The following is a 24377-nucleotide window of genomic DNA, read 5'->3' as shown; positions in this document are numbered from 1 at the left end:
TTCGTATTGCAAATAAAAAATCCCGCTAAAAGCAGGATTTTTTTAAAATTTTAATTACAACTTGCACTTGGATTCAAATGTTTTTTCTTTCCATTTCCGAAAGTACAATTTAATTCGGGTGCATTGTAGTCGTACCAGCCAGTCAGTGGTGAAGGCTTTTTGATCTCATTCTTTGTAAGAATACCATCATTATCGTCATCGAAATCTATAAAATCTGGCTTCCCATCGGCATCAGAGTCTAAAGCAGTTCCAGATGTTGGTCCACCATACTCATATTTAGATAAGATTTTATCACCGTCATGATCTTTAAATCTTAAATTCAGCAATTTAAAACTAAAAACAATTGGTGTATAAGAACTAATTGTACCTGAAACTCTATTGAAATAAGCCAACCCAGAAGGAACAAACATTACTCCTGAACCAAAATCAGAGTAAGATGTTAAACCTGTATTAATATCTGTTACTGCATTACCAATTTTAAAAAGAGGATACAATTCTTGCCAACCTTGAATTAAAGTACCCAAATCAAACCATACCGGAGAAGAAGCTTCATCAAATACAGTTAAATCTGTTTTATATCCTTTGTAAGTAGTGAAAATAGAATCTAATCTGGTTGGATTATCATTCTCAATATCGCTATCAGTGTTCGTATTACCTAAGCCCTCACTTAATTTAATAAAATACAATTTATGATCTACACCTTCTTTAGAAATTGTTTTAAATTCTAAATTCGGATGATCAGAAATTGGAGTACCTGGATTTCCTGCAGTTATTTTAGTAAAAGTAACATTATTATTGCCATCAACAGTCATAAAATGAGTATCCATAAAACCTTCAATTTCAGCAATATCTTCGGCATATACTTCAGCATAAGAACGCAAAGGAATTTCATTGTTAGTATCATCTGAAGGGCAACCAACCAATACAATTATGAATGGTAATAAAAGTAATAATCTTAATGATAATTTCATTTTGTAATATTTTAATTTAAAAAAGTGCTCGCAAGATACGATTTTCATTTATTTTTGTACAAATATTAACACTGATTTTTGAATTTTATGCGAATCGATAAATATTTATGGTGCATTAGATACTATAAGACAAGAGGCTTAGCAGCAGAAGCTATAAAAAAAGGTCATGTTTCCGTAAACAACATAAAAGCAAAAGCATCTAGAGATGTATTTCCTTTAGATAAAATTACATTAAGAAGAGACCAGATTAACTATATTATAAAAGTTTTAGACATTCCGCCAAGCAGAGTTGCGGCTAAATTAGTTGACTTATATAGAAAAGATGAAACACCACCAGAATCTTTTGAGCATTTAGAAATGATAAAGCTTTCTAAAGAGCATTACAGAGCAAAAGGCGAAGGAAGACCAACTAAAAAAGACAGAAGAGATATTTTCGATTATACTGAATACGAAATGGATGAAGACATTGAATAAAGCATATTGGGAAAATCGTTACAAAAATAATGATGCTGTTTGGGATATTGGACACATTTCTACCCCTTTAAAAGAGTATATAGATCAATTGGAAAATAAAAATATTAAAATTCTAATTCCTGGAGCTGGAAATGCTTATGAATTAGATTATCTAATTGAAAAAGGGTTTCAAAATGTTTATGTAATTGATTATGCACAACAACCAATTGATACCATTATAAAGAGAAATCCAAATTTAAAAGACCATTTAATTTGTGATGATTTTTTTAATCATACCGAAGTTTATGATTTAATTATAGAACAAACCTTCTTTTGTGCCTTAGATCCAACACTTAGGGAAAATTATGTTTTAAAAATGAGCGACTTACTGACTAAAAAAGGAAAAATTGCAGGTTTACTTTTTAATTTCCCATTATCAGAAGTTGGACCACCATTTGGTGGAAGTCATGAAGAATATATAAAATTATTTTCAGAAAAATTTACCGTTAAAACCTTAGAGCCTGCATATAATTCGATAAAACCACGTGCAAATAAAGAATTGTTTTTTAAATTTGAAAAAAAATAAATCATGCAACACATTATATTAACTCACACTGAAATAGAACACAAAACAAAACGCATTGCTTATCAAATTTATGAAACGTTTGCCAACGATTCTGAAATTGTAATTGCAGGAATTTCTAATAGTGGTTTTATTTTTGCTCAAAAAATAGCCAAACAATTAGAAATTATAAGCACAATTAAAATTACTATTTGTGAAGTAAATATTAATAAACAAAACCCATCAGAACCTATTACAACCTCATTAAATCCTGATGAATATGCTAACCAAAACTTAGTTTTAGTAGATGATGTATTAAATTCTGGAAGCACTTTAATTTATGCAATTAAGCATTTTTTAAATGTTCCATTACAAAAATTTAAGACAGCCGTTTTAATAGACAGAAACCATAAAAAGTATCCTGTAAAAGCAGATTTTAAAGGTTTATCTTTATCCACTTCGTTACAAGAGCATGTTCAAGTTGTTTTTGAAGAAAATGATTCCTATGTGTATTTAAGTTAATTTAGACACAATCTCTGAAACTATTTCAACATCACTTTTAGCGTCAACAACTACAACTGAATGAACTTGATGATAAAAATAACTTCTTTCAAATACATGTTTAGCAATAAAATCTGAAAGCTCATCATTATTAAAATTAGAAATTAAAGGCCTAGTGGCTTTTTGAATTTTTAATCTATCTTGTAGGGTTTTCACAGAGGCTTTTAAATAAATAGAATGTATAGTTGGTGATGCATATAATTCAAAATTATCATAATAACAAGGTGTGCCTCCACCTAATGCTAAAACATAATGATCTGTTACTTTTAAAAATTCAGCTAATGTATTTCTTTCTTTTTTCCTGAAAAACAATTCTCCTTTTTGTTGAAAAATTTCTTTTATATTTAAATTCAAATCCTTTTCAATCAAACTATCTAAATCATAAAATGGAATATTCAACGTTTGAGAAATTAATTTTCCAATATAAGATTTGCCTGAACCCATGTAACCAACTAAAATAATTTTCATATTTTCTTATTCAATATGGGTATAAATGTATAATATTTTAATGAAATAGTAAATAAAAAAAAAACTTAGAACTTAACAATCCCCTATGAATTAAGAGGTTATAAATAAAATTAAAAAAATATAAAATTATTACAAAAAAGCCATTGCTAAATAAATAAATCATCTTATATTTGCACCCGCAATGAGGAAATAGTTTTAGACTCTGTAGCTCAGCTGGTAGAGCATTACACTTTTAATGTAGGGGTCCTGGGTTCGAATCCCAGCGGGGTCACTAAAATATTTCAAAATATAAAAATTACAACTTCATTGCAACGACTCTGTAGCTCAGCTGGTAGAGCATTACACTTTTAATGTAGGGGTCCTGGGTTCGAATCCCAGCGGGGTCACAAAAGAAGCTAGGCATTTGTTTAGCTTCTTTTTTTATTTAAGGCTATGTGGAGAAATTGGTAGACTCGCCATCTTGAGGGGGTGGTGCCGCAAGGCGTATGGGTTCGAATCCCATTGTAGTCACAAAAAAATCTTGCTTTTGCAGGATTTTTTTTTAATTAATAGTGTTTGTTTCATTTTTTTATGTATTTTTGTTTAAACATTTTACAAAAACAATGAACAATATCAAATCTACATTCAGCATAAAAGACCTAGAAAACCTTTCTGGGATTAAAGCACATACGATACGTATTTGGGAAAAAAGGTATGAGTTGTTGGAACCTATGCGCACAGATACTAATATCAGGTTGTACGATATTAAAAACTTACAAAAGTTATTAAACGTTGTTTTGTTAACCAATTTCGGATATAAAATTTCTAAAATATCAAAACTAAATCAAGCTGACATTGAAAAATTTGTACTGAAAATCCAAACTGAAAAAACGGTTAACGACCATGTTATAAGCAGTCTTAAAATGGCCATGCTTAATTTCGACCAATCCCTTTTCGTTAAAACTTATAATGACTTATTAAGTGAAAAAGAATTTAGTGCAGTTTTCTTTGATACTTTCATACCGCTATTGGAAGAGATTGGCGTTTTATGGACCACCAATACCATTACACCTGCACATGAACACTTCATTTCACATTTAATAAAACAAAAAATATTAATTGAAATTGAAAAATATCAAATTCAACAAAAAGCTATATCAGATGAAACTTATATCTTATATTTACCTTTTAACGAAATACACGATTTAGGCCTTTTATTTTTACATCATGAAATCATCACAAGAGGGCACCAATCTATTTATCTGGGAAGAAGTTTACCAATCGAAAATTTAATTGAGTTAAACAATCATTTCAATAAAATAACTTATATTACTTATTTAACTGTTGAGCCAAGTGAAGACGAAATAGACAATTACATTAATGAGTTTGACACGACAATACTTAAAGGTAACGACAATGAATTGCTGATTTTAGGAAGAAAAGCCCAAGCTATTAATAATGAAAATTTACCAAATAGAATTAAATCTATAGCTAATATTAAAGATTTTTTAGTCACACTATAAATCACATATAGCTTAAATAATTATAAAATATATGCCAAAAACAATACAAATAATCGGTTCTGGATTTTCATCACTAGCAGCTGCTTGCTATTTAGCTAAAGAAGGAAACAAAGTAACAGTTTATGAAAAAAATCCTACACTTGGTGGGCGTGCAAGACAGTTTTCAGAAAAAGGATTTACATTTGATATGGGACCTTCTTGGTATTGGATGCCTGATGTTTTTGAAAGTTTTTTTGCCGATTTTCAGAAAAAACCTTCTGATTATTATAGTTTAGAAAAATTATCTCCAGGATATCGCGTGTTTTTTGAAAATAATGAACATTTTGATGTGTCTGATGACTTAAACACCATCATAGCTGATTTTGAAAAAATTGAAACTGGAAGCGGAAAACAATTAGAAAAATTTATTTCTACCGCTAAAAATAATTATGAAATAGCCATCAAAAATTTGGTTTACAGACCAGGTGAAACAATATTTGAACTTATAACTCCACAAACAGCACTTAAGATCGACCAGTTTTTTTCCAATATAAAAAAAGATGTTCGTAAAAAAATAAAAAATAAAAACTTACAGCAAATTTTAGAATTCCCTGTTCTGTTTTTAGGTGCAAAACCTTCTGACACGCCTTCTTTTTATAATTTCATGAATTATGCAGATTTCGGGCTAGGCACTTGGCAACCTAAAAACGGATTTTTCGATGTGATACAAGCTATGGTTAATTTAGGAACAGAGCTTGGTGTAACCTATCATACCAATTCTTCTATTGATGAAATTGTGGTAGAAGCCAATAAAGCTACAGGAATAAAAATTAACAATACATTTTTAAAATCAGATGTAGTGCTTTCTGGTGCAGATTATCATCATACAGAAACTTTATTACCAAAAAGCAACAGACAATATTCTGAAGAATACTGGAATAAGAAAACATTTGCACCTTCTTCCCTATTATTTTATGTAGGTTTTGACAAAAAACTAGAAAACGTTTGTCATCATAATTTATTTTTTGACACCGATTTTGAAAAACATGCTTTAGATATCTATGATAATCCTAAATGGCCAGATGAACCTTTGTTTTATGCCAATTTCACATCAATTACTAATGAACAAACAGCACCAAAAGGATGTGAAAACGGCTTCTTTTTAGTACCAATTGCACCAAACTTAGAAGATACAGAAGAACTTAGAGAACTATATTTCAATAAAATTTTAAAAAGATTTGAAGAAGTAACAAAACAAGATGTTAGAAAAAATATTATCTTTAAAAAATCATTTTGTGTAAACGACTTCAAATCGGAATACAATTCGTACAAAGGGAATGCTTATGGAATGGCAAACACTTTATTACAAACAGCTGTTCTTCGTCCTAAATTGAAGAGTAAAAAAGTAAAAAACTTATACTTTACAGGACAATTAACTGTACCGGGACCAGGTGTTCCACCCGCATTAATATCAGGAAAATTAGTTTCACAATTAATACAAAAATACCAGTAACATGAAGGCATTATTCGATACCGTTTCTTTCGCATGCAGTGTAAAGGTAACAAAAGCATACAGCACCTCTTTTTCATCTGCCGTTAAAATGTTAGCGCCATCCATCCGACAAGATATTTATAACATTTATGGTTTTGTGCGGTTTGCAGATGAAATTGTAGATAGCTTTCACGCGTACAATAAAGAAATTCTTTTTGAAAAGTTTGAAAAAGAATTAGATGACGCATTAAAGTATAAAATAAGTTTAAATCCGATTTTAAACTCATTCCAACATACTGTTCATAAACACAAAATCAAACAAGAACTTATCGATTCTTTCATGAAAAGCATGAAGTTAGATTTGGTAAAACAGGAATATAAAACTACTGAAGAGTACAACGAATACATATATGGAAGTGCCGATGTAGTAGGTTTAATGTGTTTAATGGTTTTTGTAAATGGTGATGAAAAAAAATATAACGAATTAAAAGATTCAGCCATGAGATTGGGATCAGCTTTTCAGAAAGTGAATTTTTTACGCGATTTAAAAGCTGATTTTGAAGACTTAAACAGAACTTATTTTCCAAATACAGATTTAACAAAGCTTACAGAATCTTCAAAAAACGAAATAATTGAAGATATTGAAGCTGATTTTAAAGCAGCTTATGAAGGAATAATAAGGTTACCAATTGAAGCTAAGTTTGGTGTTTATACTGCTTACAGATACTACAGAAGATTGTTAACAAAGTTAAAAGCAACACCTTCAACTGAAATTAAAAACACCCGAATTAGAGTTCCAGATTACCAAAAAGCAGAACTTTTAGCTCGTTGTTACGTGAAATATAGATTAAATTTACTTTAAAATTAAATAATTATGTGGTTATATATATTAGTGTTTTTTATAACATTTTTTATGATGGAATTTATGGCGTGGTTTACTCACAAATACGTAATGCATGGTTTTTTGTGGAGTTTACATCAAGATCATCATAAAAAAGACCACGATTCGTGGTTTGAAAGAAATGATGCTTTCTTTATTTTTTATGCTGTTGTGAGTATGACTTTCTTCTTCTTATGGCAAAATGGCATACTAGACATAGGTTTAGCTATAGGATTAGGAATTTTCGCTTACGGGTTAACTTATTTTTTAGTTCATGACATATTTATTCATCAACGTTTCAAAATGTTTAGAAATGCCAATCATAAATATGCTCGTGCTTTAAGAAGAGCACACAAAATGCATCACAAACATTTAGGAAAAGATAAAGGTGAATGTTTCGGAATGTTATTATTTCCTTTCAAACATTATAAAAATGCATAAAAAAAAAAATCGACCAAACGGTCGATTTTTTTTTTTTATCAAACTAGAACCTTCTAACTGGTCTAACTCGAACTAAATTATAATTTTTATCATAATCCCACAAATAACCATCATAAGCATCTAAAATTCTTGCCTCATTATTATTAAATTCTGTAGAACTCCAAAAATATTTTGCAGAAGTAGAAGCATTAGCAATTGTATAAACATTATTAGCACTTTTGTAAAAAGCGAACAATTCTTCATCTGATGGCAAAAACCAATCTGAAAGGCCGTTTATTGAATAATTATCACAAAGGCGGGCCGCACAATTGGCACTTGAACATTGAGAAATTATTCGGGCTGTATTAGAAGGACCAAATCCCATAGAAGCTTGAGTTTGATTTACTGCTGTTCCCATGCAACCCCATAAAATTTTATCAGAACCGTTATAAGTTAAATTATTAGGTGCCGCTTCAAGATAACGCCATCCATCTGAATATTCTCCTTTGTCGTAAAAAATATAACCTCCAGAAGTACCAATGGCTCCAGCTGTTTTAAATTGAAACTCATCAGAATAATAAATAGAAGCACCTTCTCTTACATATGCTTTAGCATAATAAATCGTATTAGATAATAAATTCGTAGGTGTTAATTCATAAGTAGCATAATCAGTAGTGTTCATTTCAATAATTTGTCCGTTTGTAACTGTCACACCTGATGAAGTTCTGTAACAAAAACCTTTTTTATCAGGAAGAATAGGCTCCAACTGATTTACCATTACCGTCCCACTTAAAGTTAAGCTAGTGGTATGAATTTTCTTAGCACTTCCTGTAAGATTCATTTTAGGAGGCGTAACAAATGTAATATTCTCACTATAAACAACATCACCATTATTTGCTTGAACATAAGCCCTAACATAATATGTAGTTAAGGGTGTAAAATCTGTTCCATAAGGTTTTGTTAAAAAAAAGTTACCTGCTGTATTGGTAAACTCTGTCAAATATTGATTGTTATTATTATTTATGATAGGATTGATATTCAATCCCCAACAAAAGCCTCTTGAAGAATATCCTGAACCTACAGAAGTTACATTTCCATAAAATTTAAATTCTGCAGGACTAAAAGTTGGATTAGAAATAGTAATCGTAGGCAATGTAAAATCAGGTTCACTGTTTGTATTGGCTTCATCTTTACTACAAGAAATCAAAACAAATACAAGTAAAAGCAGTATTTTTTTCATAATTAGTTTAGTTTAGTTACAAATAAAAAGAATTAAAATGAGTTAAAAAACTATTTTTCAATTTCACGCATACTTTCCATTTTCTTGATGGCCAAGAAACCTTTGATGTCTTCAAAATGTTCTTTAACACGTTTGTTACCAAATTCGAAAACTTTTGTAGCTAAACCATCCAAGAAATCACGGTCGTGAGAAACTAAAATTAGAGTTCCATCAAAATCACGTAAGGCATCTTTAATGATGTCTTTTGTTTTCATATCTAAGTGATTGGTTGGCTCATCCAGAATTAAAACATTTACAGGTTCTAACAATAATTTAATCATGGCCAAACGTGTTTTTTCTCCACCAGAAAGTACTTTTACTTTTTTCTGAATGTCATCACCTTTAAACATGAAAGCTCCTAATAAATCTTTTATTTTTGTACGAACATCACCTACTGCAATCTGATCAATAGTTTCAAAAATAGTCAATTCACCATCTAACAAAGCCGCTTGATTTTGAGCGAAATAACCAATTTGCGAATTGTGTCCGATTTCCAATTTCCCGCCATCATAATCGATTTCTTTCATGATTGCTTTAATCATGGTCGATTTTCCTTCACCATTTTTACCTACAAAAGCTACTTTTTGTCCGCGTTCAATTACCATATTGGCTTCATGAAACACCACATGATCACCATATTTTTTTGACAAACCTTCCACAACCACAGGATATTGACCAGAACGTGGCGAAGGTGGAAATTTTAATTTCAAAGCTGAAGTATCTACTTCATCCACTTCAATTGGAACTATTTTTTCTAACATCCTTACACGAGATTGTACGGCATCGGTTTTAGAAAATGTGCCTCGAAATCTATCAATAAAAGCCTGATTATCAGCTATAAATTTCTGTTGTTCGTCGTAAGCTTTTTGTTGGTGAATTCTTCTGTCTTTTCTCAATTCTAAATATTCTGAATACACGGCTTTATAATCGTAAATTCTTCCCATCGTAACTTCGATAGTACGATTGGTAATATTATCTACGAAAGTTTTATCGTGAGAAATTACCATAACAGCCTTAGCTTGAGTCATCAAGAAATCTTCTAACCATTGAATACTTTCCATATCCAAGTGATTGGTAGGCTCATCTAATAAAATTAAATCTGGTTTTTTCAAAAGAATTTTAGCCAATTCAATACGCATTCTCCAACCTCCAGAAAATTCAGAAGTTTTTCTTGTAAAATCTTCACGATCAAAACCTAAACCTTTTAAAACTTTTTCTACTTCAGCTTCATAATTGACTTCTTCAATAGCGTAAAATTTTTCAGAAAGTTCTGACACTCGTTCAATCAACTTCATATAAGCATCACTTTCGTAATCCGTTCTTACGGTTAATTGCTCGTTGATTTCATCAATTTCTTTCTTCATATTTAAAACTTCTGCAAATGCTTTAGAAGTTTCTTCCATCACTGTACAATCATCAGAAGTTAATAAATGCTGAGGCAAATAAGCAATAACAGCATCACTTGGTGCAGAAATTCCACCACGAGTAGGTTTGCTTTCACCAGCAACAATTTTTAACAATGTAGATTTTCCTGCTCCATTTTTACCCATAAGGGCAATTTTATCATTTTCATTAATAGCGAAAGTAACATCGCTAAAAAGTGTAGTTCCGCCGAATTCTACGGCAATATCGTTAACTGTAATCATTTTTTGTTTATAAGTTTATGTGTGTAGCAAGTGGAATGGCTTTAGCCTACTAATTCGAAAAAAGACTTTTCCTAATATCTTTTTACTTTTAACTTGACTCTTTTTACTTGGCTCTTTTTACTTGGCTCTTTTTACTTGGCTCTTTTTACTTGGCTCTTTTAACTTGACTCTTTTTACTTGGCTCTTTTAACTTGACTCTTTTTACTTGGCTCTTTTAACTTGGCTCTTTTAACTTGGCTCTTTTAACTTGACTCTTTTTACTTGACTCTTTTAACTTGACTCTTTTTACTTGGCTCTTTTTACTTGACTCTTTTTACTTGGCTCTTTTTACTTGGCTCTTAATTAATTCTATAAGTTCATTTTAAAATCTTCAATAGCATCACGAACTTTCATAAAATCATCTTCTTCGATAAATAATTCAATAATTGAAGTGTTTCCAGAATTTTGTTTGTTTTCACGTTGCGTAACGATAACATTTCCACTTTCGACAGCTGTTTTTAAGTTTTTGGCAATATTTTCCTTTCCAGAAAAAATTTTAATAAGTCCCATGTTTGTGTATTTGGATTTTCGAGGTGCAAAGATAGGATAATTAGTCAATTAGCCAATTCACAATCTGTCAATGAAAATTAAATTTTTATTTTAGTATTTCTTTAAGTTTGACAAGAAAGGTTTCATTATCATTGACACCTAAATGACCCTGATTTTCTAGAGTAAACAATTTGTCATTGTTTTTTAAATAAGACTTTAATTGAGTTGCATTTTCGTATGGAATAACATAATCTTCAGTTCCGTGAAAAATATAAATTGGAGCTTTTACCTTTTTTATAAACTCGAAAGTTGGGATTTTATATTTAACTATAAAGTTGGGAACTATTGGAAATTTATCTGTAGCTAAGTCTTCCAAACAATAATAGGGAGCTTGTAAAATCAAGGCTTTTGGATGATTTTCAGAAGCTAAATAGGCTGCCATTCCTGAACCAATTGAATATCCGGTGACAATTATATTTTCTTCTTTATATTGTTTTTTCAATTGATTGTATGCTGCAGAAATATCCGTAAACAGTTGCTTTTCACTAGAGATTTCGCCTTCACTTTTTCCAAATCCTCGATAATCTAAAATAAAAATATCATACCCTAAATTGGTATAATTGGATGCTATATTTCCCCAAGTTTCAACGGTTCCAGCATTACCATGCAAATAAAAAACTAATCCTTTAGATTTTTGTGCTTTGAACAAAAGTCCGTGTAAATATATAGTATCGGAAGTTTTTATACGAACTTCTTCCGGTTTATTTGAAAAAGTAAACTGATGGTTTTTATCTAATTTGCTAGCATGAAAAAACAAAAATTCTTGATTGAAATATAATAAACCTATTACGATAAGGTATAAACTTCCAAAAATGAAAATCAATTTCTTAAAAAGTACTTTTATTTTTTGCATTTGAAATTATCTAATCTTCCATTTCAAAAAATAATGGCTCAATCATGGTTCTATCTGCTACAGCTTCTACTCTATCCGATATTTTACTGCAAAAAATCAAACGTTGCGATTTAGAGATACTATCAGAAATTCTGTTGGTTTTGGCATCTAAACGCAGTTTAAATAACACATCTGCATCATCTATTATGAACATCAATAATCGGTTAACATCGAATCCAGCAGTTGAAAACATCATATCTAAACGATTTGGAGTTCCGATTAAAACATCAATTCCTAGTGAAATTTGATTTTTATCCCAATCCATATCGCCTTTATCATGAGTTCCATATACTCGCAATTGTGTATAACGGTTGTATTTTTTGAACATTTCCATCATTTCTAAAACCTTCTCTTTGGTTTCTACTACAATTAAAGCTCTTGGCGATTCCATAAATGGTTTTTCCAAACGTTGAATTACATTTAATACAATTGTAGTTGATTTTCCAGATTTTTTTTCGGATTGGATTACTGCATCAGCACCACTTTTAATGGTTGAAAAAGTTTCTTGTTGCATTTCATTAGCTTCGGTTAAACCGTTTTCAATTAATGCTTCCTGTAAAAGTGGGTTTATTTTTTTTAATTGCATTTTATAAGTTGTTTCGCAGAGTTTCTCAAAGTGATGGCAAAGATACACAAAGAATTTTTATTAAAATTTAGATAAACAAAAAAGACTCACAATTTTAGTTGCGAGTCTTTGCTTATTGTTTTTTTTGCAATTCTTTTTGGAAATTCAAACTATTTAGAAGCGAATAAATTCACATCAGATTCTGAAATTTCATTATTTCCCAAAATAATTAAACGTTCTACTACGTTTCTTAATTCGCGAATATTTCCTGTCCAATCGTATTCTTGTAATAACTTTATGGCTTCTTTAGAAAATGTCTTTTTAGCATTTCCTTGTTCTTCAGAAATTTTGTTTGTAAAGTGTTCGATTAACATCGGAATATCATCACGTCTGTCATTTAAAGCAGGAACTTTAATTAGAATCACGGCCAATCTGTGATATAAATCTTCACGAAAACGACCTTCTGCGATTTCTAATTTTAAGTCTTTATTTGTTGCTGCAATTACACGAACATCTACTTTAATATCTTTATCAGCACCAACGCGTTGAATTAAATTTTCTTGTAAAGCTCTTAAAACTTTGGCTTGTGCGGACAAACTCATGTCGCCAATTTCATCTAAGAAAATGGTTCCGCCGTTAGCTGCTTCGAATTTACCCGCTCGGTCTTTCACGGCAGAAGTAAACGCACCTTTTACGTGTCCGAATAATTCACTTTCAATTAATTCTGAAGGAATAGCTGCACAGTTGACTTCAATAATTGGTTGTTGAGAACGATTGCTATTTTCATGCAATTGATGCGCTACCAATTCTTTACCTGTTCCATTCGGACCAGTAATTAAAACTCTAGCATCGGTTTGAGCCACTTTTTCAATCATATTTTTAATATGAGAAATCGCTTCACTTTCACCAATCATTTCGTAGTTTTTAGAAACTTTTTTCTTAAGAATTTTGTTTTCAACTACTAATTGTTTTTTATCTAAAGCATTTCTAACCGTATTTAACAAACGGTTTAAATCTGGTGGTTTCGAAATATAATCGAAAGCACCTAAACGCATCGTATTCACAGCAGTTTCCAAATCGCCATGGCCAGAAATCATTACCATTGGAATTTCTGGTTTGATTTTTTTGATGGCTTCTAAAACCTCAACTCCGTCCATTTTTGGCATTTTGATATCGCACAAAATCAAATCGAAATCTTCGTTTTTAACCAACTCAATTCCTTGCAAACCGTCTTCAGCTTCTTGCACTAAATACGTGTCACTTTCTTCAGATAATATTTTATTTAAAACGCGTCTGATTGGCGCTTCGTCTTCTATAATAAGGATTTTACTCATTCGTTGTTTGGGTTAAAAGTTTACTGGTTTAAAAGTTTAAAAGGGTTTGCAAAATATCTTCTAACCATTTAAACTAAAACCTTTTAAACTATTTCTTAATATTTCAACCATTTATATAATTCTTTCCAAGTTGGTTTTTTACCGTACATTAAAATACCTACTCGGTAAATTTTACTAGCAAACCAAACCACTCCAACAAATGTACCAAATAATAAAATTAAAGAAACAATTATTTGCCAAGTTGGTACGCCAAACGGAATTCTCATTAGCATTACAATTGGCGAAGTAAATGGAATCATGGAGAAAATAGTAGCAATATTTCCATGAGGATCACTTGCTACAGTAAAAAATCCAATATAAACTCCTAACATTAAAGGCATGATTATAGGCAATAAAAATTGTTGTGAATCGGTTTCATTATCTACGGCTGCACCAATTGCGGCGTATAGTGAACTATATAAGAAATATCCTCCAATGAAATAAAAGATGAAAGATATTATTATTGTTGCAATAGGTAAATTCCAAATTTCATTTAAATACAAAGGAAGTTTTGCCATAAAGCCACTGTTTTCTGCAGCTAATTTTACCGCTTCAGGATTGGCTTTAGACATTGAAGTTGCCGCCGTTTCTACTCCAAAAAAAGTTGTAGCTACAAAGAAAATAGAAACTCCAACAATTGCCCAAATGATAAACTGTAATATTCCTGCTAAAGAATTCCCAATAATTTTCCCCATCATTAATTGAAAAGGTTTCACAGATGAAATCACAATTTCTATAATTCGATTGGTTTTTTCTTCAATAACACTTCGCATGACAAAGTTTCCGTAGATGATGATAAACATCATAATTAAATAACCGAAAATAAAACCTAATCCGATTTTAATTTCATTAATTCCTTTTAAACTAACATCACCAGAATATTTACTTAACTTCAAGGACGATTCCACTTTAGCCTTTTCAATTTTAGCAATATCTAAATTATTAGCTTTTAAATTATCTTGAGTTAAAATAGAATCAACAACTTTTTCGATTCCAAAAATAAAATCGGCACTCGCGCTTTCATCTGAAATGAATTCTACTTTCGATTTTAAATCTTGAATGGTTGCCGTTTTCGGTATAAACAGTAATCCTTCATAACTTTTATTCGCTGTATCTTTTGCCACATTAAATGGCATGGCAGACAAATCAGTATAAGCCGTTTCTTTATCCGATTTTAGACTACTTTTTAAAACATTTCCTTGATCGTAAATGGCTATTTTAGTAGCTTCATCTTTGTTGATACTTGATAAATAACCAATTAGAAACGACATTCCTAAAAATAGTAGTGGACTTAAAAATGTCATGACAATAAAAGATTTGTTGCGCACTTTGGCAATAAATTCTCTTCGTACGATTAATAATAATTTGTTCATATTTTGAATGTATATTGTAAATTGTATTATGTATATTGAATGTTACGACTAAAACACTTCGAATCAGCTCAGTATGACAAAAACTTTATTAATCTGTTACTGTTTGAATAAAAATATCATTCACACTAGGAATTTTCTCTGCGAAATGAGTTACTTGTCCGTTTTGAGATAAAACAGACAATAAATCATTTGTAGCATGATTTCCTATTTGCACTTCGAGTTTTAAATCGTCGTTTAATGATTTGAAATCGGTTTGACCAACGGTAAACTTCTGTGTTAATTGATACATTAAACCCTCTACATTTTGTGTCATTACTCCAACTTGGAACGTGTTGGTTCTGAATTGTCGCTTCACATCTTCTAATTTCCCTTCAATTAATTTGTTAGATTTATGAATTAACGCAATATAATCGCACATTTCTTCCACACTTTCCATTCGGTGTGTAGAAAAAATGATAGAAGTTCCTTTTTTATTTAATTCGATAATTTCATCCTTAATTAAATTCGCATTTACTGGATCGAAACCAGAAAAAGGTTCGTCTAAGATTAACAATTTAGGATTGTGAAGTACGGTAACAATAAATTGTACTTTTTGAGCCATACCTTTTGAAAGTTCTTGTAGTTTTTTATCCCACCAAGTTTGAATTTCAAACTTTTCGAACCAAAATTTCAATTGCTTTTTAGCGTCTTGTTTGCTCATGCCCTTCAATTGCGCCAAGTACAAACATTGTTCGCCAACTTTCATAGATTTATACAAACCACGTTCTTCTGGCATGTAACCAATCATAGAAATGTGATTGGGATTTAGTTTTTCGCCATTTAATATGATCTCACCAGCATCTGGCAAAGTTATTTGATTAATGATACGAATTAAAGAGGTTTTTCCAGCACCATTCGGACCTAATAAACCATATATACTTCCCTCAGGAACATTTAACGAAACAGAATTTAGTGCAGTATAATCGCCATATTGTTTCACTACATTTTTTACTTCTAAAATAGTATTCATTTTGCAGTATTTCTTTTCTTTGTTAGTATGAAAAAGGTTGAATTTGTTACATCTTTTTTAACAATTAATTTCGTGAAAATCTACTAAAATTCTCAAAAAAAATGCTAAAAAAAATAAATCCCATCCTTACTTAAAAAAATTAGGATGGGAAAAATTGCTATGAAAAAGATATCAGTTTTAATTAACTGACAATCAAATATATGAATTATTTTTATTTTAAGAGAACATATCTTTTACTTTTTCAAAAAAAGATTTATCCGACTTTTCAGGACTTGGAACAAAATTTTCATCTGTTAACATTTTTTCAAAAAACTGTTTTTGTTCTTTGTTTAGTGTTTTTGGAGTCCAAACATTAACATGCACTAACAAATCGCCATTACCGTAACTGTTTAGACTTGGAATTCCTTTTCCTTTTAATCTAAGAATTTTTCCAGATTGAATTCCTTCTTCTAATTTAATGCGAACTTTTCCTGAAACGGTTTCGATTTCTTTTGAAATTCCTAAAGCTGCTTCTGGAAAACTGATGTACAAATCGTAGTGTAAATTTTCCCCTTCACGCTTTAAAAACTCGTGTTCAATTTCTTCAATGGCTACAATTAAATCACCTGGAATGCTATTTTTTCCTGGCGCATCGTTTCCTTTTCCAGAAACTTTTAATTGCATACCATCTACAACTCCAGCTGGAATCTTGATAGAAACAGTATCATCATCAGTTATAAAACCTTGGCTGTCAGCATTTGCAGGTTTACTGTCAATCATTTGACCCGCTCCACCACAATTAGGACAAGTTGTCGCAGTTTGCATACGACCTAAAATCGTATTGGTTACACGCATTACCTGACCTTGACCGTTACAAGTAGAACATGTTTTATAAGTTACACCAGCAGCTTGAACTTTACGTTTAACTTTTACTTTCTTTTCTACACCATTAGCAATTTCTTCTAAAGTTAGTTTAACTTTAATACGTAAATTACTTCCTTTCATTCTGCGTTGGCCACCGCCACCGCCACCGCCGAAACCGCCGAAACCTCCACCGAAAATATCTCCAAATTGACTGAAAATATCATCCATGTTCATGCCGCCATGTCCACCGAAACCACCATTCCCATCAAAGGCTTGGTGACCGTATTGGTCGTACTTAGCTTTTTTATTTGGGTCGCTTAAAACCTCATAAGCTTCTGCACAAGCTTTAAAGTTTTCTTCAGCTTCTTTGTCATCAGGATTTTTATCCGGGTGATATTGAATAGCTTTTTTTCGATATGCTTTTTTTATTTCTTCAGGAGAAGCATTTCTACCTATACCTAATACTTCGTAAAAATCTTTTTTACTCATTTTTTTTAGTTTCAGGTTTCAAGTCAATTTAGTTTCAAGTTATGTCCAACTTGAAACGTTATACTTGAAACAAAATTAATTACCTAAGATTACTTTTGGAAAACGAATAATTTTGTCACCTAATTTGTAACCTTTTTCAATTACATCTACAATTTTTCCTTTTAACTTTGGTGTTGGAGCAGGAATTTGTGTAATTGCTTCTGCATAATCAGCGTCAAAAGCATCACCTGCTTTAATTTCCACTACTTCTAATCCTTTAGACATTAAAGTAGATTTTAATTTCTCATGAATTAATTCCACACCTTTAACTAGAGCTTCATCTTCAGATTGAGAAACTTGAGCCCAAGCTCTGTCAAAATCATCTAAAACAGGCAACATGGCTTGTAAAATTTCTTGTCCTGCTGTTTTAAATAACTCTACACGTTCTTTTGAAGTTCTTTTTTTATAATTTTCAAATTCTGCGTAAAGTCTTATGAATTTATCTTTTTGTTCTTGCAATTGCTCTTCAACTGACACTTCTGTATCATTATTTTCTTGAACATCTTGGTTTTCTACCACATTTTCATCCTGAATGATTTCCTTTTCGATGTTTTCAGTATTTTCTTGACTCATGATTGTATATTTAATTTTCAAAATGAGATTGCAAAAGTATTGCCATACTTTATTTTGTGACATATTGTCAGTAAAGTATTTTTAAGTTTGAGATAAACAGAGAAAATTTTAATATTTTTTTAAGACTTTCTTTCAAACCTATTATATAAATTTGATAGATATAATAATTTATTTCATCTTAAATTATATAACTAAAAAGTGTTACGTTAAATCAAACGTAACACTTTTTTATTTAAAGTCTTATGTATTTATTTTAGAAGATTTTGTAACGATTTATTTAGAGATCCGAAATGAAATTGAAATCCAGCATCTAAAATTTTTCTACAACTCACATTTTGACTACTAGTTAAAATAATATGCATTTCTCCTAAAAGTAAATTTAGCATGAATTTTGGCACATTAGGCAAAAACAAAGGCTTATTTATAGTTTTTGCAATCAATTTCGTTAGCTCTTCATTGGTAATTGGATAAGGAGAAACGGCATTATAAATACCTTTTAAATTCGTATCTAAAATATATTTGAAAATAGCTACTAAATCGTCTATATGAATCCAAGAAACATACTGTTGTCCGGAAGCTAAAACAGCACCCAATCCATAATTTATTGGCTTGGTCATTTCAACTAAAGCACCTGATTCTTTGGCTAAAACCACACCAATTCTAACTATTGAAACATCTATGGAGAGTGTTTTAAATTGAGAGGCACTTTTTTCCCATTTTTCGGTTACTTCTCCAAGAAAAGAATCATCAATTTGGGTATTATTTTCGTTATAAATATAATTTAAATCTGAAGGATAAATACCAACTGCCGAAGCGGAAATAAATCGTTCAACTTTATTAGGAATAGATTTTAAGGTCTCGAAAATTAAATTGGCACCTTCTACCCGACTGTCGAGAATTTCTTTTTTGTAAGCTTTAGTCCATTTTTTTGAAATAGAAGCACCTGCCAAATGAATAATAACTGTAACATCATCAAAAGCTTTTTTGTCGATTTCTCCAGTTGTTGGATTCCAATAAAAACCTTTGTAGTTTAAATTATTTTTTAATTTAGATTTGGAAGTAGACAAATAATGGATGGTGTGATTATCTTTTTTTAAAGAAGATACCAACTTATTTCCAACCAATCCTGTTGCTCCTGTAATTAAAATAGTCATAGTATTTATTTTATATTACAAAATTACAACTTGTTGGTACTTAAGATTTAAATATTAACTAAGATTAACAAATGTCTACTTTTTTGCTCTTGCTTTTAATGTCCATTCGAACTGCATTTCAGATACTTGCTCCCCTATTTCATTTACACCAACTGAGGTTAACCAAACCGTTTGACCTTCATTGCTTTCAATTGCTTTTTGAATAACTTCAGCAATTAAAATACCTTGATTGCAAGTAAAAGTAATTTTTCCAGTCGCTTTTTTGGTAAAAACAGCTTTGTTCTGCGCCACTAACATCGAAATATCTTTTCCGCTTTTTTTAATTTGATACATTACTAAAGCACCAGTTGTAAACTCGGCAGCCATAGCCTGAACTGCAAAATACATCGATTTAAAAGGATTCTGATTGAACCAACCATATTTAACCGTTGTTTCACATATATCAGAAGAAATTGACTTGACTCTTACACCACTCCAAAAAGCAGAAGGCAATTTAAAAAAGGTAAAAGTGTTTAGTTTAAGTGGTGTGAACTCCATAATTACTTATATTTTCGGTAAAAATAATAAAAAATACTATGCATTCATAATAAATTTGATTTGTTAAAAAAATGTTAAATATTAGTACTATGCGATACAAGGTAACTTCTTTTAGATATATATTTGCATAAGAAAATAACATACTTACTATAGTACTATTTTCTAATCATCAAGTTTCAATCATCAAAATTTGAATGCAACTAAGATTCTTATGGAATCTGAAAGCAATTCAGATGAAATCAAAAAACGAAATCCTGACGTTTTCAGGACTAACAAAAAAAATGAGCAAAAAATGAACATTGAAAACACAAAAGCACAAATGCGTAAAGGTGTTTTAGAGTTCTGCATCTTATCTGTTTTAAAAGAAAAAGACGCTTACACTTCTGAAATTTTAGACACTTTAAAAACCGCTAAATTGCTTGTAGTTGAGGGCACAGTTTACCCTTTACTAACAAGATTAAAAAACGATAACTTATTAAATTATCGTTGGGAAGAATCCACTTCTGGACCACCAAGAAAATACTATGGATTAACAGAAGAAGGAAAAGAATTTTTAAAAGAATTAAGCAACACATGGAATGAATTATCTGGTGCTGTAAACACAATAACTAATCAAAACTAACAGGTCATGAACAAAACAACAAGTATAAATTTAGGAGGATATTTTTTTCATATTGATGAAGATGCCTTTAGAAAATTAAGCAATTACTTTGATGCAGTTAGAAGATCATTATCTCCAGACGGTAGAGAAGAAATTATTAAAGATATTGAAAGTAGAATATCTGAAATCTTTACTGAAAAACTTGGCACCACAAAACAAGTAATTGGTTTAAAAGAAGTAGACGATGTTATTGCCATTATGGGACAACCAGAAGATTACAAAATAGAAGATGAAACTCCTAAAAACGAGTATTATTCTAGCTATTCCAACACAAATTATACCACAAAAAAATTATACCGAGATAGAGAAAACTCTTTATTAGGCGGTGTCATGTCGGGTTTAGGACATTATTTTGGAGTAGATCCTTTATGGTTAAGAATTATCATGGTAATTTTATTCTTCGGATTTGGAACTGGTTTAGTGTTGTATTTAATTTTATGGGTTTTAGTTCCAGAAGCTACAACGACTTCTCAAAAATTAGAAATGAGAGGTGAACCGATTACTATTTCAAATATTGAAAAAAAAGTAAAGGAAGGTTTTTCAGAAATATCAGATAAATTTAACAACTTAGACCACGACAAAATTGCAGCAAATGCAAAAAATGGAGCAGAACGAATTGGAAATACTTTAAGTGATATTATCACCTCTATATTCAAAGTAATTTCTAAAATTATTGGAGGTTTTATTGTATTCTTTTCTTCTATGTCGTTATTAAGTGTTGTGATAGCCGGAATTGCCATGCTGTTTTTTTCTTCATTACCAGATAACCTATTATATGATAAAGTTCATACGCCATTTAGCTTTGATACACCAATATGGTTACAAGGAATTTTATTTATCATTGTAATTGGAATACCTTTATTTTTCTTATTACTATTAGGATTAAAGTTAATCTCAAATAGAATAAAATCTCTAGGAAATACCGTAAACTATTCTTTATTAGCCATCTGGATTATTGGATTAGCAGCAGTATTATTTTTAACTGTTAAAGAAATTAGTCAAAATGCCTACACAGGAAAAGACATCCAAAAGGAACTAATCAATTTAAAACCAACTGATACCTTAAACATCAAATTTGTATCAAATAACCTTTACAGTAAAGACATAGACAACTATGAAAGTTTTGAAGTAATTCATGATGAAAACAATAAAGCCATTATTTTTTCAAATGATGTATCGATAAGAATTTTACAAACTGACGAACCTATTGCTTTCCTTCAAATTGAAAAATCAGCAGAAGGAAACAACATCAAAAATGCTAAAAAAACAGCAGAAAAAATTAAGTATTCTTTCAAAATAGAAAACAATAACTTAGTTTTAGATAACTATTGGATAACAGATTTAGCAAATAAAAAACACGATCAAGATGTAGAATTGTTCTTATATTTACCTAAAGGTGTCCTGTTTAAAGTAGATGAGAATTTTTCTCAGTACGACAGATCTTATAATGATTATTTCAACTTACATCATAGTTCAGACAAATATGTTTATAAAGTTGGTGAAAGTAAAATTCTTTGTACAAATTGTCCTCCAGAAGAAAATGAATATGACGATATTGAAAATGATACGGTTACCAATTTTGATGAAAATTCGGAAATCATTTTAAATGAAGATGGCGTACTGATCAAAAAAGGAGATAAAACTGTTGAAAAGCAAAACGTAGAAAGCATCAAAATTGACAAAGACGGTGTAACTATAAAATCGAATTAAAATGAAAAAGTTAATCTTAACACTAACAATTGCGTTTACTTTAATCTCTTGTTATGATTTTGAAAATCAGAAAAAAGGTGATGGAAATGTAACCACAAATACAAGAGAAGTAACAGGAAATTTCACAAAAATTGTTGTTGGTAAAGCTATTGATGTAGAGGTTGAACAAGGAGATGCTTATAGTATTGAAGTTGAAGCAGATTCAAACTTACTTCAACACATTAAAACAACTATAGAAAATGGTGTTTTAAAAATTAGTTCCGATATAAACATACAAAATGCAGAAAAACTGTTAGTTAGAGTCAAAATGAAACAAATTACCGAACTAGAAACAACTGGTGCTTCAAGTTTAAAATCGGTAAACGTTTTGAAAGGTAAATCCCTAAGAATAGCTGCTTCAAGCGCAAGCGATATAAATGTTGAAGCGGAATATGAACAGATGCATTTAGAAACCACAAGTACTGGAGAAATTACGATTAAAGGAAAAACACTTAAATTAGAAACCAGCGCATCTAGTGCCAGCGAAATTAATGCGTCTGAATTATTGGCTAATGAAGTTTTCTCTCAAGCCACAAGTGCTAGTGAAACTACAGTTCATGCCATTGTAAAATTAGATGCAAAAGCTTCAAGTGCAAGTACAATTTCTTCTGTAAAAACACCAAGAGAAGTTAGAAAAGAAGAAACAAGTGCTGGAGAAATAAAAATTGAATAATTTAATTTAATTTTAACATTCCATTCACATTTATTTTTTAAATTTACACAACTATTGAACTAACAACTATAAAACTAAATAATTATGATACAATTTGTAATAAAAGTTATTGATATTGCTATACAATTAGTAATTCAGTTAGTAGAAAGCATTTTTTAATAATAAAATTTGGACCGATATCTGTTTATCAATTCCAAAATCAAAATATTAATCCCGATTTTTTTCGGGATTTTTTTTTATACATTTGCTAATAAAAATTAAAAAAAACAAAAATGACAAAAAACAGTCTACTTTTCATTATTACACTATTTAGTTTCACATTTACTTCAGCGCAAGCTAAATTAGAAAAAATAAAAGGTTCGAAAATTGTAACGGTAACAACAAAAGAAGTTGAGTCATTCGAAAATGTTGAAATTGAAGAATTTTTAGATGTTTATTTTGTGAAATCTGAAAAAACATCAATAGAAATTGAAGCTGACGACAATTTACATGACATTATAAGTTTCAATGTTCTAGGAAATACATTAAAAATAACAGCTTTAAAACAACCAACAGGCGAAAAAAAACTAGCTATAAGAGTCAATTATAACGACAGTTTAAAAACCATTGTGGCGCGACATGAAAGTAAAATAAATGCCTTAGCGGATATTAATTTGGAAAACATCACGATAAAAAATTTCGATAAATCGCAATCGTTTTTAAATATAAGATCTACCCATTTTACATTAATTATGACAGACAAATCGCGAGCTGAAATTAACGTCAAAGCAGATAAATGTACTTTAGAATTAACAAAAGATGCGCAAGTTAAAGGTTTAATAGCTTCACCTGAAACTAAAATCGATTTATATCAAAAAGCAGATGCTGTGATAGAAGGCGATGCTCAAATAGCCAAAATTAGATTGGATAACAACTCCAGTTTAGTAGCTAAAAAATTCACCGTAAAAGATATGGAATTGGTTGCAGAAAGCTATACAAAATGCTATGTAAACGCTCAAAAATCGATAGAAATTTCTGCATCAGGAAAATCAGAAATCGATTTATTAGGTGAACCAAAAGTAGATTTAAAAGTGTTTACGAATAGTGCTGTTTTATCGAAAAAAGAAAAATAATCAATGAAGAAAGATATTATAATTCCAGAAGTGGAAAACGTATACATTGTAGCCATTAAAGAATGGAATGAAGATTTTGGTGAAAATTCTTGGTATGCCTACATCTTAAATAACAATTCGGAAAAATTAGAAATGGCTATGGTGGTTTCTAATGCAGAAGGAGTAATCAATAACGAAGAAAGAAAAACCGGAAGTTTCCGTCACGCTTTCGCAGAAGTATTACCAGAATCAGCTATAAAAGTAGAATTATTAGAAAATAATGTACTGCAATTGAACAATCATTTCATGCTTACTTATTTTTTAAACGGAAAATTATACGATAAAAAATTTACTTTCGAAGCTCATTCAATTAAAGACGAAAATACTATCAAATTAGAAAAAATCAATCAAGTTGGTGTAATTGGAAAATAGTTTCAAAACTTTAAAAACAAAACAACAAAACCGCAAATTCAAAAAATAATTGGATCTGCGGTTTTTTATATCCTATAAAATTGCTTTTTTCAATTTGTTTGTAGAAATTTACCTCAACAACAC

At 30.4% G+C, this 24377-nt stretch carries 26 protein-coding genes and 3 tRNA genes; 15 read left to right on the top strand and 14 right to left on the bottom strand.

Going from position 1 to position 24377, the window contains the following annotated elements:
* Nucleotides 1-50: 50 nt before the first annotated feature.
* Nucleotides 51-971, bottom strand: coding sequence for an FKBP-type peptidyl-prolyl cis-trans isomerase (locus G4D72_RS04265; RefSeq protein WP_166076377.1), 921 nt, complete (start codon nucleotides 969-971; stop codon nucleotides 51-53).
* A gap of 87 nt (nucleotides 972-1058) precedes the next feature.
* Between G4D72_RS04265 and G4D72_RS04260 the strand changes: the two genes are divergently transcribed.
* Genes G4D72_RS04260 through G4D72_RS04250 form a run of 3 tightly spaced genes read left to right on the top strand, consistent with a single transcriptional unit; the run spans nucleotide 1059 to nucleotide 2508 of the window.
* Nucleotides 1059-1445 (top strand): RNA-binding S4 domain-containing protein, encoded by a 387-nt coding sequence (locus G4D72_RS04260; RefSeq protein ID WP_166076376.1) that lies wholly within the window; start codon nucleotides 1059-1061, stop codon nucleotides 1443-1445.
* The gene (locus tag G4D72_RS04255; RefSeq protein WP_166076375.1) at nucleotides 1429-2010 is read left to right on the top strand and encodes a class I SAM-dependent methyltransferase; all 582 of its coding nucleotides are present in this window, start codon (nucleotides 1429-1431) and stop codon (nucleotides 2008-2010) included. Before G4D72_RS04260 ends, G4D72_RS04255 begins: the two co-directional genes overlap by 17 nt.
* Complete coding sequence (locus G4D72_RS04250) at nucleotides 2011-2508, top strand: phosphoribosyltransferase family protein (protein ID WP_166076746.1); 498 nt, start codon at nucleotides 2011-2013, stop codon at nucleotides 2506-2508. It abuts the gene before it with no gap.
* Here G4D72_RS04250 and G4D72_RS04245 read toward each other — a convergent pair.
* On the bottom strand, nucleotides 2500-3015 hold the full coding sequence (locus G4D72_RS04245; RefSeq protein WP_166076374.1) for a shikimate kinase: 516 nt from the start codon (nucleotides 3013-3015) through the stop codon (nucleotides 2500-2502). The genes G4D72_RS04250 and G4D72_RS04245 overlap by 9 nt on opposite strands.
* Nucleotides 3016-3213: 198 nt before the next feature.
* Here G4D72_RS04245 and G4D72_RS04240 point away from each other — a divergent pair.
* The 7 genes from G4D72_RS04240 to G4D72_RS04210 all read left to right on the top strand — a co-directional run bounded on the left by G4D72_RS04240 (nucleotide 3214) and on the right by G4D72_RS04210 (nucleotide 7309).
* Nucleotides 3214-3286 (top strand) — tRNA-Lys (locus G4D72_RS04240).
* A 42-nt stretch (nucleotides 3287-3328) separates the two neighbouring features.
* Nucleotides 3329-3401: transfer RNA gene (locus G4D72_RS04235), tRNA-Lys, on the top strand.
* A gap of 42 nt (nucleotides 3402-3443) precedes the next feature.
* A tRNA-Leu gene (locus tag G4D72_RS04230) sits at nucleotides 3444-3525 on the top strand.
* A 92-nt stretch (nucleotides 3526-3617) separates the two neighbouring features.
* On the top strand, nucleotides 3618-4517 hold the full coding sequence (locus G4D72_RS04225; protein WP_166076373.1) for a MerR family transcriptional regulator: 900 nt from the start codon (nucleotides 3618-3620) through the stop codon (nucleotides 4515-4517).
* Between the two features lie 31 nt (nucleotides 4518-4548).
* The gene (locus G4D72_RS04220; RefSeq protein ID WP_166076372.1) at nucleotides 4549-6009 is read left to right on the top strand and encodes a phytoene desaturase family protein; all 1461 of its coding nucleotides are present in this window, start codon (nucleotides 4549-4551) and stop codon (nucleotides 6007-6009) included.
* 1 nt (nucleotide 6010) lies between these two features.
* Entirely contained in the window at nucleotides 6011-6850 is an 840-nt protein-coding gene (locus G4D72_RS04215; protein WP_166076371.1) for a phytoene/squalene synthase family protein, read from the top strand.
* 12 nt (nucleotides 6851-6862) lie between these two features.
* Entirely contained in the window at nucleotides 6863-7309 is a 447-nt protein-coding gene (locus tag G4D72_RS04210) for a sterol desaturase family protein (RefSeq protein WP_166076370.1), read from the top strand.
* Nucleotides 7310-7352: 43 nt separating this feature from the next.
* On the opposite strand, the gene G4D72_RS04205 is transcribed toward G4D72_RS04210, so the two are convergent.
* The 12 genes from G4D72_RS04205 to G4D72_RS04150 all read right to left on the bottom strand — a co-directional run bounded on the left by G4D72_RS04205 (nucleotide 7353) and on the right by G4D72_RS04150 (nucleotide 19648).
* Nucleotides 7353-8528: a DUF1566 domain-containing protein gene (locus tag G4D72_RS04205; RefSeq protein ID WP_166076369.1), complete on the bottom strand. Its 1176-nt coding sequence runs from the start codon at nucleotides 8526-8528 to the stop codon at nucleotides 7353-7355.
* A gap of 50 nt (nucleotides 8529-8578) precedes the next feature.
* Complete coding sequence (locus G4D72_RS04200; RefSeq protein WP_166076368.1) at nucleotides 8579-10213, bottom strand: ABC-F family ATP-binding cassette domain-containing protein; 1635 nt, start codon at nucleotides 10211-10213, stop codon at nucleotides 8579-8581.
* A gap of 348 nt (nucleotides 10214-10561) precedes the next feature.
* Nucleotides 10562-10762, bottom strand: coding sequence for a hypothetical protein (locus G4D72_RS04195; protein ID WP_166076367.1), 201 nt, complete (start codon nucleotides 10760-10762; stop codon nucleotides 10562-10564).
* An 85-nt stretch (nucleotides 10763-10847) separates the two neighbouring features.
* On the bottom strand, nucleotides 10848-11654 hold the full coding sequence (locus tag G4D72_RS04190) for an alpha/beta hydrolase (RefSeq protein WP_166076366.1): 807 nt from the start codon (nucleotides 11652-11654) through the stop codon (nucleotides 10848-10850).
* A gap of 10 nt (nucleotides 11655-11664) precedes the next feature.
* Complete coding sequence (locus tag G4D72_RS04185; protein WP_166076365.1) at nucleotides 11665-12279, bottom strand: DEAD/DEAH box helicase; 615 nt, start codon at nucleotides 12277-12279, stop codon at nucleotides 11665-11667.
* 149 nt (nucleotides 12280-12428) lie between these two features.
* Nucleotides 12429-13592: a sigma-54-dependent transcriptional regulator gene (locus tag G4D72_RS04180; RefSeq protein ID WP_166076364.1), complete on the bottom strand. Its 1164-nt coding sequence runs from the start codon at nucleotides 13590-13592 to the stop codon at nucleotides 12429-12431.
* Between the two features lie 95 nt (nucleotides 13593-13687).
* Nucleotides 13688-15004, bottom strand: coding sequence for an ABC transporter permease (locus G4D72_RS04175; RefSeq protein WP_166076363.1), 1317 nt, complete (start codon nucleotides 15002-15004; stop codon nucleotides 13688-13690).
* A gap of 88 nt (nucleotides 15005-15092) precedes the next feature.
* Entirely contained in the window at nucleotides 15093-16013 is a 921-nt protein-coding gene (locus G4D72_RS04170; protein WP_166076362.1) for an ABC transporter ATP-binding protein, read from the bottom strand.
* Nucleotides 16014-16229: 216 nt separating this feature from the next.
* The gene (dnaJ, locus tag G4D72_RS04165; protein WP_166076361.1) at nucleotides 16230-17345 is read right to left on the bottom strand and encodes a molecular chaperone DnaJ; all 1116 of its coding nucleotides are present in this window, start codon (nucleotides 17343-17345) and stop codon (nucleotides 16230-16232) included.
* Nucleotides 17346-17420: 75 nt separating this feature from the next.
* On the bottom strand, nucleotides 17421-17957 hold the full coding sequence (locus tag G4D72_RS04160; RefSeq protein ID WP_166076360.1) for a nucleotide exchange factor GrpE: 537 nt from the start codon (nucleotides 17955-17957) through the stop codon (nucleotides 17421-17423).
* Nucleotides 17958-18205: 248 nt separating this feature from the next.
* Nucleotides 18206-19111: a TIGR01777 family oxidoreductase gene (locus G4D72_RS04155; protein WP_166076359.1), complete on the bottom strand. Its 906-nt coding sequence runs from the start codon at nucleotides 19109-19111 to the stop codon at nucleotides 18206-18208.
* A gap of 75 nt (nucleotides 19112-19186) precedes the next feature.
* Nucleotides 19187-19648 carry a DUF4442 domain-containing protein gene (locus G4D72_RS04150; protein ID WP_166076358.1) on the bottom strand — a complete coding sequence of 154 codons (462 nt, stop codon included), beginning with the start codon at nucleotides 19646-19648 and terminating at the stop codon, nucleotides 19187-19189.
* Between the two features lie 292 nt (nucleotides 19649-19940).
* Here G4D72_RS04150 and G4D72_RS04145 point away from each other — a divergent pair, with 292 nt between their 5' ends.
* From G4D72_RS04145 to G4D72_RS04125, 5 genes are all read left to right on the top strand, one after another.
* Complete coding sequence (locus tag G4D72_RS04145; RefSeq protein ID WP_166076745.1) at nucleotides 19941-20270, top strand: PadR family transcriptional regulator; 330 nt, start codon at nucleotides 19941-19943, stop codon at nucleotides 20268-20270.
* Nucleotides 20271-20276: 6 nt separating this feature from the next.
* Entirely contained in the window at nucleotides 20277-22019 is a 1743-nt protein-coding gene (locus tag G4D72_RS04140) for a PspC domain-containing protein (protein ID WP_166076356.1), read from the top strand.
* A gap of 1 nt (nucleotide 22020) precedes the next feature.
* The gene (locus G4D72_RS04135) at nucleotides 22021-22731 is read left to right on the top strand and encodes a head GIN domain-containing protein (RefSeq protein ID WP_166076355.1); all 711 of its coding nucleotides are present in this window, start codon (nucleotides 22021-22023) and stop codon (nucleotides 22729-22731) included.
* A gap of 272 nt (nucleotides 22732-23003) precedes the next feature.
* Nucleotides 23004-23843 carry a GIN domain-containing protein gene (locus tag G4D72_RS04130; protein WP_166076354.1) on the top strand — a complete coding sequence of 280 codons (840 nt, stop codon included), beginning with the start codon at nucleotides 23004-23006 and terminating at the stop codon, nucleotides 23841-23843.
* A 3-nt stretch (nucleotides 23844-23846) separates the two neighbouring features.
* On the top strand, nucleotides 23847-24254 hold the full coding sequence (locus tag G4D72_RS04125; protein WP_166076353.1) for a hypothetical protein: 408 nt from the start codon (nucleotides 23847-23849) through the stop codon (nucleotides 24252-24254).
* The last annotated feature ends 123 nt before the right edge of the window (nucleotides 24255-24377 follow it).

This window comes from Flavobacterium difficile (genome assembly GCF_011392115.1).
Lineage (GTDB): Bacteria > Bacteroidota > Bacteroidia > Flavobacteriales > Flavobacteriaceae > Flavobacterium > Flavobacterium difficile.
Note: the sequence above shows the minus strand (reverse complement) of the source record. Positions and strands in the feature narration are given on the sequence as shown.